Genomic DNA, 15,647 nt, shown 5'->3' on the forward strand with positions numbered 1-15,647 from the left:
CAATTGGCTTGTGGTAGTCATACTACGGAAAAAATATCTCTGAATGCAAAGTTATGTAGCAAACTGTACTAAAACTACAAACATCTCTTGCTTGTGATAGCAAAAATACTTTAAGCTTAAGTTTCAACTCATTTCGATCCATCATGACTGCTCAATCCGTACAAACGCCTCCCTCCCTGACCACGGTTTTTCCTGGTGGCCCGCGTCTGCTGGCGGATATCGGCGGCACGAATGCGCGCTTTGCGCTGGAAACCGCTCCGGGCAGGATTGAGGCGATCGAAGTGCTGGCGTGTGCCGCCTACCCAACCTTGGCCGCCGCCCTGGTTGCGTATCTGGCCTCGCCAACCGTAGCCCAGGCCGGCGTCACCGGCATCCGGAATGGCGCGATTGCGATTGCCAATCCGGTCACCGGCGACATGGTGCGCATGACGAACCACCACTGGGCATTCTCGATTGAGGCGCTGCGCCGCGAAGTTAACTTTGACACCCTGGTGGTGGTCAATGACTTCACCGCGCTGGCCAGCTCGTTGCCGCAGTTGTCGGCAACGCAAAAACATCAGGTCGGTGGCGGCGCCGGCGTGCCGGGCACGCCGCTGGGCCTGATCGGCGCCGGCACGGGTCTGGGCGTTTCGGGCCTGATTCCGGGCAAGGACGGCTGGACTGCGCTGCTGAGTGAGGGCGGTCACGTGACTTTCTCGCCCGCCAATCCGACCGAAGTCGCCATCCTGCAATATGCCTGGAAAGAATTCGAGCATGTGTCGGCGGAGCGTCTGATGTCCGGCGCTGGTATCGAACTGATCTACCGCGCGCTGGCCGACCATGGCGACCTGCCGGCGGGAAAACTCAGCGCCGCCGACATCTCGCGCCGCGCCCTGGCGGGCGAGTGCTCGCTGTGCGACGAGGTGATCGAAGCCTTCTGTTGCATGCTGGGCACGATTGCCGGCAACATCGCCGTTACGCTGGGCGCGCAGGGCGGCATCTATATTGGCGGCGGCATCGTGCCCAAACTGGGCGAACGCTTCGACCGTTCCGGCTTCCGCGCCCGCTTTGAAGCCAAGGGCCGTTTCAATAAATACCTGGCGGCGGTACCGACATGGGTCATCACGGCGGAATACCCGGCGTTCGTTGGTGTTTCGGCAATCTTGTCGGAAAGACTTGCCTCTGTGTAAGCTCAATTACATTTCGATGCGGTCGAAATGCGCGTTTCGGCGTTTTATCAGGTACAATTCGCGTTGTTGTATGAAACGTCTGGCTTCCTGCCCACGTTTCACGTAGAAAGCAACGGTTAAGGCCGTTGCCGGCATGTCCCTCTCTCCCGCCGGGTACGCATAGGCCTTGGCGTCGGAAAAGCAGCTTCAGCGAGTCCTCCCGCCAGCCTCACTGAATGTGATTGATTTCTTTCGATTTTGCTTATGGATAATCTTGAGGCTAAAAAAGTCCTCGAAACCGCCTTGCTATGCGCTCGTGAGCCGTTATCGATCCACAGTCTGAAAAAGCTGTTTGTCGAACTGGACGACCAGGACCGGCCGCGCGGCCCCGGCATAGGCGCCGATACGATCAAGGAATTGCTGGAAGCATTGCGGTCCGACTGGGCTGGCAAGGGTGTGGAAGTCATCAGCCTGTCGACCGGCTGGCGCTTTCAGAGCCGCCCCGAGATGAAGTTGTATCTCGACCGCCTGAATCCGGAAAAACCACCCAGGTATTCGCGGGCGACGCTGGAAACGCTGGCCATTATTGCCTATCGCCAGCCCGTTACCCGGGGTGATATTGAAGAAATACGCGGCGTTGCCGTGAATTCGCAGACGATCAAGATGCTGGAAGACCGTGGCTGGGTAGATGCCATCGGCTATCGGGATGTCGTCGGGCGCCCGGCTTTGCTGGGAACCACCAAGCAGTTTTTGGATGATCTGGGCTTGAATTCGCTGTCCCAGCTGCCGCCTTTGCAGCAAATCAGTGATGGGCAAAACGCCATGGAAACACTGGAGGCGGCCCTGCAAGAGAATTTTGAAAAAGCGGCGCAAGAAAGCGCTGTGCCAGAACCCGGCCCTGCGCCAGATTTAACGGTTGACGCTGAGCACAACCAAGAAACGAATAATGAACAATCCTAATACCTCTGAGACAGTCAACGACGCGGCAGCGGCCGAAGTTGTCGCCAAGCCTAAACGTCGCACCAAAGCGCAAATCGAAGCGGACAAGGCGGCTGCTGCCGCCGCAGGCGAGGCGCCTGCCGTCAAGCCTAAGCGCAAGACCAAGGCGGAAGCCGACGCCGCCGCAGATGCGCCGGCGCCAGTGAAGACGCCGCGCGCCAAGAAGGCCGATGCCGCCGAAGCCGTTGCTGACGGTGCGGAGCCGGCTGCCAAGCCAGTCAAGCCGCGCGCCAAAAAAGCTGCTCCGGTCGCCGAGACCGCTGTCGCTGCTGAAGCGCCAGCGTCCGCCGCACCGGTGGGCGAGGCATCTGCGGCGCCAGCCGAAGCGGGCGAGCGCGCCGAGCGCCAGCGCCCACGTGGTCCGCGCCAGATGCGCGCCCAGCGCGCGCTGCGTGAAGCATCGATGCCGCCCCGTGTGGAGCCGGTCGTTGCAGAAGGTGTGATATCGGAAGAGGGTGCTCCGGCAGCTGCGCCGCAGGAGGCCAAGCCGCGCCAGGAGCGCGCCGAGCGTCCTAATAATAACCAGCGCAATGGCAAGCGTGGCAAGAATGGCAAGCCGCGTAACGGCCAGCAGGCTGGTGGCGCCAAAGGCAATGATGCGGACGCTGCATTCTCTTACGTCACGTCGGACGCGTTTGACAGCGATGAGGGCAAGTCCCGCCATCAGCAAAAAACCGTGCGCCGCGACCTGACGGCGGAAGACGATGCGCCTAAGCTGCACAAAATCCTGGCAGAATCCGGTCTGGGTTCGCGCCGCGATATGGAAGAGCTGATCCTGGCTGGCCGCGTGTCGGTCAACGGCGAGCCGGCCCATACCGGCCAGCGCATCCTGCCGACTGATGCAGTGCGTATCAACGGCAAGTTGATTCAGCGCCGTGTCAGCAAAAAGCCGCCACGCGTGCTGATTTACCACAAGCCAGCTGGCGAAATCGTCTCGATGGATGATCCGGATGGCCGTCCATCGGTGTTTGAGCGCCTGCCGACCATGAAGGCCGGCAAATGGCTGGCCGTTGGCCGCCTGGACTTCAACACCGAAGGCCTGCTGCTGTTCACTACGTCTGGTGACCTGGCCAACCGCCTGATGCACCCGCGCTACGGCATCGACCGTGAGTACGCCGTGCGTACGCTGGGCGAGCTGGAAGAGGGCATGCGCCAGAAGCTGCTGGCCGGCGTTGAGCTGGAAGACGGCATGGCGCAGTTCTCGAAAATCGCCGACGGCGGTGGCGAGGGTATTAACAAATGGTACCGCGTAATCATCGGCGAAGGCCGTAACCGCGAGGTGCGCCGCATGTTCGAGGCGATCGGTCTGACCGTGTCGCGCCTGATCCGTACCCGCTACGGCGCCATGACCCTGCCAAGCAGCCTGAAACGCGGCCGCTGGGAAGAGATGGAAGAAAACGCCGTGCGCGCGCTGATGGCGGCCTATAGCATCGAGAAAAAAGTCGCTCAGCCTGCGGCCGGCAAGACTCCGCAGCAAGCCAAGCCAGCCCAGAACAAAGGGCCGGAAAAGCGTCAGCGTAACGGCAGCAATCGCGACCAGCAAGCCGAGCGCGGCAATCGCCGCGAAGAGCGCGACTACTACGATGATGACGAGGACGATGAAAACGAGCCTAACTTCAATCGTGCCGATCTGAGCAACGCCAACGCGCTGCCATTCGCCAAACCTGCGCGCGGCAACGGCCGTGGTCAGGGACAGGGCGGTTTTGGTGGCAATGGCGGCAACGCTGGTGGCAATGGCAACCGCGGCGGCAAGGGTCGTGGTCAAGGCCAGGGCCAAGGCGGTCAGGGCGGCCAGGCATCCGGTCGTCCGGGTGGTCGCCCGCAAGGCATTGGTGCTTACGCCGGCGGTCGTCCGCTGGGCGAGGCGCCAGCTCCGCGCGCGCAAGGTCAGGGCAACCGCAGTCAGGGTGGTCAGGGGCAAGGGCAGGGCCAGGGCCAGGGCCAGGGACGCGGTCAGCAATCCAAGGGACCAAGCCGTGGTCCGCGCCAGCCAGATCCGTTGCAAACCACGTTTGGTTTCGGTGCGACTGGCGGTCAGCCACGCCGTGGCCAGCCGCCGCGTGGTGGTGCCGTAGACCACGGTATGCCGCGCCGCCGCAAGGGCTAAAACACGCTCTTCGCCTTGTTGTTTGCCTGCCATGTCGCCCGTGCGGCATTGCAGCGCAAACCATATAAGGTTATAATATCCAGCCTAGTAGAGGTTCTGCACAGGTTAATCCCGATGCAGCCTTTCATCTGGCTAGGTGTTTTAAGAAGATGGGCAGATGCCCATTTTTTTTTTGTTGAACCGTTTTAAACGGCTTGTTGTGCACCACATTAACAGGCCTTGAACTGGAGAATTTTCTTGCAGCTGCCGGAATTAATTGAAAAGACCGTCGCCGGTCTGGGCTATGAGCTGGTTGATGTCGAACGGGCCGAGCGTGGACTGCTGCGCGTGTTTATCGATTTCAGCGCAGAAGATGCCGAAGAAAAAGGTCCGATTACCGTGGAGGATTGTGCCACGGTGAGCCATCAGCTGTCGCACTTGTTGACGGTTGAGAACATTCCCTATGAGCGTCTTGAAATCTCGTCGCCAGGGCTGGACCGTCCGCTGCGCAAGCTGTCGGATTTTGCACGTTTTGCCGGTTGCGAAGTAGTGATTAAACTGCGCGCAGCCATGCCGGGTACGAACAACCGGAAATCGTTCACGGGCGTCCTGCTGGCGCCTGAAGGCGAAAATTTGTCGTTGGAATTTGAAAGCAATGAAGGTCCGGCGCAGTTGGATTTCACACTCGCCGATGTGGATAAGGCACGCTTGGTGCCGCAGGTGGATTTTAAGGGACGCAAAGCATGAGTCGCGAAGTTTTGTTATTGGTAGACGCGCTGGCGCGTGAAAAGAACGTCGATAAAGATGTGGTTTTCGGTGCACTGGAGTTCGCGTTGGCGCAAGCCACGAAGAAACGTTATGAGGGTGAAGTAGACATCCGCGTTTCGATCGACCGCGAGTCGGGTGAGTTCGAATCCTTCCGTCGCTGGCACGTGGTGCCTGACGAAGCCGGCCTGCAACTGCCAGACCAGGAAATCCTGCACTTCGAAGCCAAGGAACAGATTGCCGACATCGAAGTGGACGACCACATCGAAGAGCCGATCGAGTCCGTGGAATTCGGCCGCCGCTTTGCCCAGGACACCAAGCAGGTCGTGCTGCAGCGCGTACGTGACGCCGAGCGCGAACAGATCCTGGCCGACTTCCTGGAACGCGGCGACTCGCTGGTCACCGGCACCATCAAGCGCATGGAGCGCGGCGATGCCATCGTTGAATCCGGCAAGATCGAAGCCCGTCTGCCACGCGACCAGATGATCCCGAAAGAGAATCTGCGTATCGGCGACCGCGTACGTGCCTACATCCTGCGCGTCGACCGCAATATGCGCGGCCCGCAAGTGATCCTGTCGCGCACCGCGCCAGAATTCATCATGAAGCTGTTCGAACTGGAAGTGCCAGAGATCGAGCAAGGCATGCTGGAAATTAAATCGGCGGCCCGCGACGCTGGCGTGCGTGCCAAGATCGCCGTGTTCACCGCTGACAAGCGTATCGATCCGATCGGTACCTGCGTGGGCATGCGCGGTTCGCGCGTGCAGGCAGTCACCGGTGAGCTGGGTGGCGAGCGTGTCGACATCGTCCTGTGGTCGGAAGATCCGGCGCAGTTCGTGATCGGCGCACTGGCCCCGGCCAACGTGTCCTCGATCGTCGTCGACGAAGAGAAGCACGCGATGGACGTGGTGGTGGACGAAGAGAATCTGGCCATCGCCATCGGCCGCTCGGGCCAGAACGTACGCCTGGCGTCCGATCTGACCGGCTGGAAAATCAACATCATGACGGCCGAGGAATCGGCCGACAAGGCAGCCCAGGAAACCGCCGCGATTCGCGCGCTGTTCATGGAAAAACTGGACGTCGACCAGGAAGTGGCCGACATCCTGGTGGAAGAAGGCTTTGCCAGCCTGGAAGAAATCGCTTACGTGCCGATCTCCGAAATGCTGGAAATCGAATCGTTTGACGAAGATACCGTCAACGAACTGCGCACCCGCGCCCGTGACGCCCTGGTCACCGAAGCCATCGCTTCGGAAGAAGGCCTGGAAGGCATGGACGAGGCGCTGGTCGGTCTGGAAGGCATGGACCGCATCACCGCCGGCAAGCTGGGCCTGGCTGGTATCAAAACAGTAGAAGCGTTTGCCGGCCTGGCTTACGACGAATTTGGCGCCATCCTGGCGTTGTCGTCGGACCGCGCACGCGCACTGATTACGAGTGAATTTGAAGATGTGACCGACGATGAGATGAAGTTGGTTGACGCGAAATATGACGACCGCGCCAAAGGCTTGCAAGCCAAGGCCTGGAGTCTGGCTGAATCCGCAAAGGCTTAATTTGAGTATCTTTATCATCTCCGCGACACATAGAAAAGAGGACTGAATGGCGAGTAACAACGTAGCCCAATTTGCCACCGAACTGAAGATGCCTGCAGATTTGCTGCTGACGCAGCTGCGTTCTGCCGGCGTCGAGAAAAGTTCGGCGTCAGATCCATTGTCGAAAGAGGATAAGGATAAGCTGCTCGAACACCTGCGCCGCACCCACGGCGCCGGTGAGCCGACTGAAAAGAAAAAGATCACGCTGACCCGCAAGGAAACCACCGAGATCAAACAGGCGGACGCCAATGGCAAAGCCCGCACCATCCAGGTGGCGGTCAAGAAAACGCGCACCTTCGTCCAGCGCGACGAACCGCTGACGACCACCGCTGCCGCCCCGGCCGCGCCGGTGATCGACGCGGCTGAAACCGCACGCCGCGAGGAAGAAGCCCGCAAGCAAGCGGAGCTGATCGCGCGTCAGGAAGCCGAACTGCGCGAGAAGCAAGAGCGTCTGGCCAAGCTGGAAGCCGACAAGGCAGCCCAGGCCAAGGCGACTGCCGAAGCAGAAGCTGCTGCCAAGAAGGAAGCCGAAGACGAAGCCAAGAAAGCTGCTGCCGCCAAGGCCGCTGCTGCCTCGGCGCCGGCTGCGCCTGCGGTCGATACCGCGGCGGAAGAAGCCAAGCAAAAAGCTGCTGCGGAAGAAGCCAAGAAGAAGGCTGCTGCAGTGGCCAAGGAAGCTGCTGAACAAGCTGCTGCCACCGAGCGCGCACGCCAGGCGGTAGCCGATGAAGTCGCCCAGATCAAGGCCATGATGAATGCGCCGCGCCGCGCCATCAAGGCACCGGAGCCGGCACCGGCACCGGTCAAGCCGAAAGTTGCTGAAGGCACGCTGCACAAGCCGGCGACCGCCGCCAATGCAGCCAAGCCCGGCGAGAAAAAAGACGACAAGAAACCAGCGGTTGCTGGCGACAAGAAATCGATCAAGTCGGCGAATGTGTCGTCGACCTGGCAGGACGACGCCAAGAAACGTGGCGCACCAGGTGGTGGCAAGGGCCGTGGCGGCAACGCTGGCGCTGGCGCCAGCACGGGCCGCGACAGCTGGCGCGGTGGCAAGGGTGGCCGTCGCCATCATCAGTCGGACGACCGCGAAAGCAACTTCCAGGCGCCAACCGAAGCCATCGTCAAGGATGTACACGTTCCTGAAACCATTACCGTGGCCGAACTGGCGCACAAGATGTCCGTCAAGGCATCCGAGGTCATCAAGCAGCTCATGAAGCTGGGCCAGATGTGCACCATCAACCAGGTGCTGGACCAGGAAACCGCGATGATCGTGGTGGAAGAAATGGGCCACAAAGCCCACGCTGCCGAGGAAGACGATCCGGAAGCAATCCTGGCCGACCAGGGCGAGCACGCGCACTTCGAGTCCGTCTCGCGCGCACCGGTGGTGACCGTCATGGGTCACGTTGACCACGGTAAAACCTCGCTGCTGGATTACATCCGCCGTGCCAAAGTGGCGTCGGGTGAAGCCGGTGGCATTACCCAGCACATTGGCGCCTATCACGTGGAGACCCCGCGCGGCATCGTCACCTTCCTGGATACGCCAGGTCACGAAGCCTTTACGGCCATGCGTGCCCGCGGTGCGAAAGCCACCGACATCGTGATTCTGGTGGTGGCAGCGGACGACGGCGTGATGCCGCAAACCAAAGAAGCGATCGCTCACGCGAAAGCGGCTGGCGTGCCTCTGGTGGTGGCGATCAACAAGATCGACAAACCGGGCGGCAACGTCGACCGCGTCACGCAGGAGCTGGTTGCCGAGAGCGTGGTGCCGGAAGAATACGGTGGCGAATCGCCATTCGTGCCGGTATCGGCCAAGACCGGTGAAGGTATCGACAACCTGCTGGAGCAAGTGCTGCTGCAAGCTGAGGTGCTGGAACTGAAAGCCCCGATCGATTCGCCGGCCCGTGGCCTGGTGGTTGAGGGCCGTCTGGATAAAGGTAAGGGTCCGGTCGCAACCGTGCTGGTGCAATCCGGTACGCTGAAGCGCGGCGACGTGATCCTGGCAGGTTCTTCGTATGGCCGGGTGCGTGCAATGCTGGACGAGAACGGCAAGCCGATTACCCAGGCTGGTCCATCGATTCCGGTCGAAATCCAGGGTCTGACCGAAGTGCCGCAAGCTGGTGAAGAAGTCATGGTCATGGCGGACGAGCGTAAAGCCCGTGAGATTGGCCTGTTCCGTCAAGGTAAGTTCCGCGACGTCAAACTGGCGAAACAGCAGGCCGCGAAACTGGAAAACATGTTCGACCAGATGGCCGAAGGCGAAGTGAAAAACCTGCCGCTGATCATCAAGACCGACGTGCAAGGTTCGCAAGAAGCGCTGGTGGGCTCGCTGCAGAAACTGTCGACCTCGGAAGTACGCGTACAGATCGTGCACGCCGCAGTCGGTGGCATCACCGAGTCGGACGTCAATCTGGCGGTGGCCTCGAAAGCGGTCATCATCGGCTTCAACGCCCGTGCTGATGCCCAGGCGCGCAAGCTGGCCGAGTCGAACGGCGTGGACATCCGCTACTACAACATCATTTACGATGCGATCGACGAGATCAAGTCGGCGCTGTCGGGCATGCTGGCACCGGAAAAACGCGAAACCGTTACCGGCCAGGTCGAAGTACGCCAGGTCATCCTGGTCTCCAAAGTCGGCGCAGTGGCCGGCTGCCTGGTGACCGATGGTGTGGTCAAGCGTTCGTCGTCGGTGCGCCTGCTGCGCAACAACATCGTGGTGTGGACTGGCGAGATCGACTCGCTCAAACGCTTCAAGGACGACGCCAAGGAAGTCCGCGCCGGCCTGGAGTGCGGCCTGTCGCTGAAGAACTACAACGACATCCAGGTGGGCGACTCCCTGGAAGTGTTCGAAGTCCAGGAAATCGCGCGTACCCTGTAATTTCGGGGGGGCAAAGCAGTATCTGGTAAAGTGGACGGGCCCTCCCGTCCACTTGCCGTTTATGGAATCATCATGGCAAAACATAGCAAAAACATCCCACAGCGCGGCCTGCGCGTGGCTGATCAGATCCAGAAGGACCTGTCCGAACTGATCGCCTTTGAACTCAAAGATCCGCGCGTCGGCATGATTACGCTGGCAGAAGTGCAACTGACGCCGGACTACGCCCACGCCAAAATCTACTTCACCATGCTGAAGGACGATGCGGAAACCGTGAAGAACACCTTGGCCGGCCTCAACGCCGCCGCGGGCTATCTGCGCAACCAGCTGGGCAAGCGTCTGCACATTCACACGCTGCCGCAGCTGCACTTTGTGCATGACACCTCGGCCGCGCGCGGCATGGCGATGTCGGCACTGATCGACCAGGCCAACAGCACCCGCTCACTGGATGACGGCGTCGACGACGGCGAAGCGTAATGAATCAGGCCCGTGTAAAACGTGTCCGCGACCTCGTGGACGGCGTGCTGCTGCTCGACAAACCGGTGGGTCTGTCCAGCAATGACGCGCTGATCAAGGCCAAGCGCATCCTCAACGCCAAGAAGGCGGGCCATACCGGCACGCTCGATCCATTTGCCACCGGCCTGCTGCCGCTGTGCTTTGGCGAAGCCACCAAGTTCTCGCAGGACTTGCTGGAGGCGGACAAGAGCTACGACACCACCGTCCATCTGGGGCAGACCACCGATACCGGCGACACCGAAGGCCAGGTGCTGGAAACGCGCGAGGTCCATGTCACGCTGGCGCAGATTGAAGCTGTGCTGGCGCAATTCCGCGGCCCGATCAAGCAGGTGCCGCCGATGTACTCGGCGCTCAAGCGCGACGGCAAGCCCTTGTATGAATACGCGCGCGAAGGCATCACGCTCGAGCGCGAGGCACGCGATGTGGTGATTCACAAGCTGGAACTGATTTCCTACGAAGCGCCGTTCCTGAAACTGTCGGTCACCTGCAGCAAGGGGACGTATATCCGCGTGCTCGGCGAAGATATCGGCGCCGCGCTCGGCTGCGGTGCACACCTGAACGCACTGCGCCGCACGCAGGTAGGCGAACTCACCACGGACCGCATGATTACGCTGGACGATCTGGCCGCGCACGCAGCGCCGCTGGACCTGTTGTCGCCGGTGGATGCCTTGCTGTCGAGCTTCCCTTCGCTGCAGCTGAATGCCGATCTGGCCAAGCGTTTCCTGAATGGCCAGCGCCTGCCGCTGGGCAAGGAACCGTCGATCACGGTGCCGCAGTATCAGGGCAGGGTGCGGGTCTATCTGGACGACAAGCTGCTGGGTACCGCCATCCTTGGCGAATACAGTATTCTCGCGCCAGAACGTTTAATCGCATTTACGCCGCAATAAAGCGATAAAGTTGCAACGCAACATGCTATACTAGAAGGCTTCGCGTACCTCGCGTACCCACTCGCAGTTTTTCCGCACATATACAACCATGTCTAATACTAAACGCGCAATTCGCAATATTGCAATCATCGCCCACGTTGACCACGGTAAAACCACCCTGGTTGACCAGCTGCTGCGCCAGTCTGGCACTTTCCGTGAGAACCAGGCTGTCGACACCCGAGTCATGGACTCGAACGATCTGGAAAAAGAACGTGGCATCACGATTCTGTCCAAGAACTGCGCGGTTGAGTACGAAGGCACCCACATCAACATCGTTGACACCCCAGGCCACGCTGACTTCGGCGGTGAAGTGGAGCGTGTGCTGTCGATGGTGGACTCGGTTCTGCTGCTGGTGGATGCCCAGGAAGGCCCAATGCCACAGACCCGTTTCGTGACCCGCAAGGCACTGGCCCTGGGCCTGAAGCCGATCGTGGTGGTCAACAAGGTGGACCGTCCAGGCGCGCGCGCTGACTGGGCCATCAACCAGACCTTCGAACTGTTCGACAAACTGGGCGCTACCGACGAGCAGCTGGACTTCCCGATCGTCTACGCATCGGGTCTGAACGGCTACGCCGGCCTGACCGAAGACGTGCGCTCGGGCGACATGAAGCCACTGTTCGACGCCATCCTGGAACACGTGCCAGTCCGTGACGACAATCCAGACGGTCCGCTGCAAATGCAAATCACCTCGCTGGACTATTCGTCGTACGTGGGCAAGATCGGCATTGGCCGTATCAACCGCGGCCGCGTCAAAACCGGCCAGGACGTGATCGTTCTGAACGGTCCAGGCGCCACCCCGATCAAAGGCCGTATCAACCAGGTGCTGAACTTCAAAGGCCTGGAGCGCGTGCTGGTCGACGACGCAGTCGCCGGCGACATCGTGCTGATCAACGGTATCGAAGAAATCGGCATCGGTTCGACCGTTTGCGCACCGGACACCCCGGACGCGCTGCCTATGCTGACCGTTGACGAGCCGACCCTGACCATGAACTTCATGGTCAACAACTCGCCACTGGCTGGCCGCGAAGGCAAGTTCGTGACCTCGCGCCAGCTGCGCGACCGTCTGGACAAAGAACTCAAGGCCAACGTTGCTCTGCGCGTTGCACCGACCGAAGACGACACCACGTTCGAAGTATCGGGCCGTGGCGAGCTGCACCTGACCATCCTGATCGAAAACATGCGTCGTGAAGGTTTCGAGCTGGCCGTATCGCGTCCACGCGTCGTGTTCAAAATGGTCGATGGCGTACGCCACGAGCCGTTTGAGCAACTGTCGGTCGACGTTGAAGAAGCCAACCAGGGCGGCGTCATGGAAGAACTGGGCCGTCGTCGTGGCGACCTGCAAAACATGGAATCGGACGGCAAAGGCCGTGTGCGTCTGGAATACCGTATTCCAGCACGTGGCCTGATCGGCTTCCAGGGCGAATTCATGACCCTGACCCGTGGTACCGGCCTGATGTCGCACGTGTTTGACGCGTACGCACCAGTCGACAATAGCAAAGGCGAACTGGGCGGCCGTCGTAACGGCGTGCTGATTTCGCAAGACGACGGCGCTGCTGTTGCTTACGCCATCTGGAAACTGCAAGACCGCGGCCGTATGTTCGTGGTCCACAACGACCCAGTGTACGAAGGCATGATCATCGGTATCCACTCGCGTGACAACGATCTGGTGGTCAACCCGATCAAGGGCAAGCAGCTGACCAACGTGCGTTCGTCGGGTACCGACGAAGCCGTACGCCTGGTACCGCCGATCCAGATGTCGCTGGAATACGCAGTCGAATTCATCGACGACGACGAACTGGTGGAAATCACCCCGAAATCGATCCGTCTGCGCAAGCGTCACCTGAAAGAGCATGAGCGTAAAAAAGCTTCGCGCGAAGCGTAAGCGCTCAACCCGCACTGCCCTCCGCTGCGGGGTTTGACCCCGTACGGGGTCAAACCCCTCTCACGGTGGAGGGGTAAAACAGCCGCCTACGGGCGGCTTTTTCATTTGCCTTTTCGCTCTTACTGGGGTACTTTTGTGCGTGGCAGCAAAAACGCAACGGAGGATCATGGTGAGCGATGACAAGAGCAACCCCTGGCTGAACTGGCCGGGTAATCCCTTCAACCTGGTACAGCAGGCCAGCGACTATTGGATCGACGCTGCCCAGCGCTCGGTCCTGTTCATGGAAGTGCTGCGCGAGCGCGGCGACGAGCGCAATCACCGCGCCGAGCAGACCGCGCCGCACGTACTCAGTTTCAAATTTGAGGTCGTGATGGATGGCCGCCATCTTGAGCGCCCTGTCAATTACGGCCTGCTGCACATCTTGCAGCCCGACGGCATCACCCCCGATCCCAGCAAACGTCCCTTCATCGTGTTCGACCCGCGCGCCGGCCATGGCCCCGGCATCGGCGGCATGAAGCACGACAGCGAAATTGGCGTGGTCCTCAAGGCTGGCCATCCCTGCTATTTCGTCGGCTTCACGCCGCACCCGGTACCAGGCCAGACGATTGAAGACGTGTGCCGCGCCGAAGCGCGATTCATTGCCAAGGTCGCTGAACTGCATCCGGAGGCGGATGGCAAACCTGCATTGATCGGCAATTGCCAGGCCGGCTGGCAGATCATGATGACCAGCGCCTTGAATCCCGACCTGGTCGGCCCGCTGGTGCTGGCCGGTGCGCCGCTGTCCTACTGGGCTGGCGTGCGCGGCAAGAATCCGCTGCGTTATCTGGGCGGGGCGCTGGGCGGCACGTGGATGACGGCGCTCGCAGGCGACCTGGGGAACGGCATTTTCGACGGCGCACAGCTGGTCGAGAACTTTGAGAAGATGAATCCGTCCAATACCCTGTGGAGCAAAAACTACCACGTCTATTCCAAGATCGACACCGAAGCGCAGCGCTTCCTCGACTTTGAAAAATGGTGGGGCAATCCGGTGCTGCTGAATGCCGGCGAGATGCAATACATCGCCGACTCGCTGTTCGTCGGCAACCGCCTCAGCGATGCCGCGCTGCTCGACAGCGATGGTCACCGCATCGACCTGCGCAACATCAAGTCGCCGATCGTGGTGTTCTGCTCATGGGGCGATGACATTACGCCGCCGCAGCAGGCGCTGGGCTGGGTGCTGGATCTGTACGAGGACGACGCCGCGCTGGTGGCAGGTGGCCAGACCATCATCTACTCCATGCACCAGAGCATCGGCCACCTGGGCATCTTTGTGTCGGCCTCGGTGGCCAACAAGGAGCACGAGGAATTCACGGCCGCGATGGACATGATCGACATCATGCCGCCAGGCTTGTACGAAGCCGTCTTCCTCGACAAGGACGAGGAAATGCTGCAGGCGGAAATCGCTGCGGGCGACCTGGCCGCTGGCGACTATGTGATGCGTTTCGAGCGCCGCAATCTGGAGGCGCTGCGCGCGCTGGGCGGCAACGACGTGGCGGACGAACGCCGCTTCGCCACGGTGGCGCGCGTCTCGGAAATCAACAAGGGCCTGTACCAGACTTTTGCCAGTCCGATCGTGAAAAGCCTGGTCACGGAAGCGACGGCCGAACGCCTGCGCGAAGCCCATCCGCTGCGCATGCGCTACACCATGTTCTCCAGCAAAAATCCGCTGCTGAACAAGATACCGGAACTGGCCGAGAAGGTCCGCGCCGAGCGCCGTCCTGTGGCGCAGGACAATATCTTCCTGCAGATGCAGGAAGCGTGGTCGAAGCAGATCGTTGATGCGCTGGACCGCTACAAGGACATCCGCGACCAGGCCACCGAAAACATATTCCTGGGCGTCTACGGTTCGCCGGTGCTGCAGGCGCTGGTCGGCTTGAATACGGACGGCGGCAAGCCGCGCCGCATCGGCCGCGACATCGCGCGCGAAGCCGCGATTACCGCCAACCGCGCGGCGCTGGCCTTGCGCACGAAAGAGGGCGGCCTCACCGAGGGCATCATCCGCGCCTTGCTGTACATCTTCCGCAGCCCGGAAATGAGCGCGGCCGACGAGCGCGCGTTCGCCGCCATGCGCCAGTTGCGCCTGCGTACCTCGGATGACAAGGTGATGAGCGTGACGCTGCTGAAGAAGATCCTGCGCGAGCAGTATCTGATGCTGCAGGTGGATGAAGAAGCTGCTGTCAACGATCTGCCGCTGCTGCTGCCGGAAGAGCCGGAAGCACGTCAGGAAGCGCTGGGCATCGTGCGCCAGGTGGCCGGTGCCACCGGCACGCTGACCGGTGAGGCGGCGACGCGGCTGGAGCGCATCGCTACCATCTTTGGTCCAGCCACGCCGAAGCTGGCGGTAGTGCGCAAGAAGAAGGGCGACCCGACGGCCGCTTAATTCAGTGCCTTGCGCATGAAGACGCTGTGCGGATCGTCCGGGTAATCGCCGTACGGTCCGCAGCGTTCAAAGCCATGACGTTCATACAGGGCCAGCGCTTCCGGCTGTTCTGGTCCGGTCTCCAGCACCATCTGCGGACAACCCGCACTACGTGCAGCCTGCTCCAGCGCTCCCATCAATTGCCTGCCCATGCCGGTGCCGCGCGCAGCAGGCCGCACATACATGCGTTTGATCTCGGCGTAGTCTGGCGTCAGCACCACGGCGCAACAGCCGACCACGTTGCCGTCATCACTGCGCGCCACGGCAAACTGGATATTTGGTTGCAGCAGTTCCTGGACGTTCAAGGCGTACACGGCTTCCGGCGGATAGCGTTCCAGCAGGTAGATGTCCAGTTCTGCGATGAGCACGTGGACGTCGTGCTGATCCGGGGTTTCAAAGGCGATAGGCATGG

Annotated in this window: 11 protein-coding genes; 10 read left to right on the forward strand and 1 reads right to left on the reverse strand. The window is 60.8% G+C overall.

Annotated features, from left to right (window positions below):
• Positions 1-143: 143 nt before the first annotated feature.
• The 10 genes from GTP58_RS27250 to GTP58_RS27295 all read left to right on the forward strand — a co-directional run bounded on the left by GTP58_RS27250 (position 144) and on the right by GTP58_RS27295 (position 15,196).
• Positions 144-1,169: a glucokinase gene (locus GTP58_RS27250; RefSeq protein WP_161080144.1), complete on the forward strand. Its 1,026-nt coding sequence runs from the start codon at positions 144-146 to the stop codon at positions 1,167-1,169.
• A 243-nt stretch (positions 1,170-1,412) separates the two neighbouring features.
• Positions 1,413-2,108: an SMC-Scp complex subunit ScpB gene (scpB, locus tag GTP58_RS27255; protein WP_161080145.1), complete on the forward strand. Its 696-nt coding sequence runs from the start codon at positions 1,413-1,415 to the stop codon at positions 2,106-2,108.
• Positions 2,095-4,254: a pseudouridine synthase gene (locus tag GTP58_RS27260; RefSeq protein ID WP_161080146.1), complete on the forward strand. Its 2,160-nt coding sequence runs from the start codon at positions 2,095-2,097 to the stop codon at positions 4,252-4,254. The genes scpB and GTP58_RS27260 overlap by 14 nt, the downstream gene beginning before the upstream one ends.
• 237 nt (positions 4,255-4,491) lie before the next feature.
• On the forward strand, positions 4,492-4,980 hold the full coding sequence (gene rimP, locus GTP58_RS27265; protein WP_072784796.1) for a ribosome maturation factor RimP: 489 nt from the start codon (positions 4,492-4,494) through the stop codon (positions 4,978-4,980).
• Positions 4,977-6,542: a transcription termination factor NusA gene (gene nusA, locus GTP58_RS27270; protein WP_072784794.1), complete on the forward strand. Its 1,566-nt coding sequence runs from the start codon at positions 4,977-4,979 to the stop codon at positions 6,540-6,542. Before rimP ends, nusA begins: the two co-directional genes overlap by 4 nt.
• Before the next feature lie 46 nt (positions 6,543-6,588).
• Positions 6,589-9,456 (forward strand): translation initiation factor IF-2, encoded by a 2,868-nt coding sequence (gene infB / locus GTP58_RS27275; RefSeq protein WP_161080147.1) that lies wholly within the window; start codon positions 6,589-6,591, stop codon positions 9,454-9,456.
• Between the two features lie 72 nt (positions 9,457-9,528).
• A complete protein-coding gene (gene rbfA, locus GTP58_RS27280) occupies positions 9,529-9,930 on the forward strand; it encodes a 30S ribosome-binding factor RbfA (RefSeq protein WP_072784790.1) in 402 nt (133 codons plus the stop codon).
• Entirely contained in the window at positions 9,930-10,856 is a 927-nt protein-coding gene (gene truB / locus GTP58_RS27285; protein WP_161080148.1) for a tRNA pseudouridine(55) synthase TruB, read from the forward strand. Before rbfA ends, truB begins: the two co-directional genes overlap by 1 nt.
• 88 nt (positions 10,857-10,944) lie before the next feature.
• A complete protein-coding gene (typA, locus tag GTP58_RS27290) occupies positions 10,945-12,777 on the forward strand; it encodes a translational GTPase TypA (RefSeq protein WP_161080149.1) in 1,833 nt (610 codons plus the stop codon).
• Positions 12,778-12,943: 166 nt separating this feature from the next.
• Complete coding sequence (locus GTP58_RS27295) at positions 12,944-15,196, forward strand: DUF3141 domain-containing protein (protein ID WP_202413879.1); 2,253 nt, start codon at positions 12,944-12,946, stop codon at positions 15,194-15,196.
• On the opposite strand, the gene GTP58_RS27300 is transcribed toward GTP58_RS27295, so the two are convergent.
• Positions 15,193-15,645: a GNAT family N-acetyltransferase gene (locus tag GTP58_RS27300; RefSeq protein ID WP_161080150.1), complete on the reverse strand. Its 453-nt coding sequence runs from the start codon at positions 15,643-15,645 to the stop codon at positions 15,193-15,195. The genes GTP58_RS27295 and GTP58_RS27300 overlap by 4 nt on opposite strands.
• Positions 15,646-15,647 lie beyond the last annotated feature (2 nt).

Origin of the sequence: Duganella sp. CY15W (assembly GCF_009857555.1) — a bacterium.
Lineage (GTDB): Bacteria > Pseudomonadota > Gammaproteobacteria > Burkholderiales > Burkholderiaceae_D > Rugamonas > Rugamonas sacchari.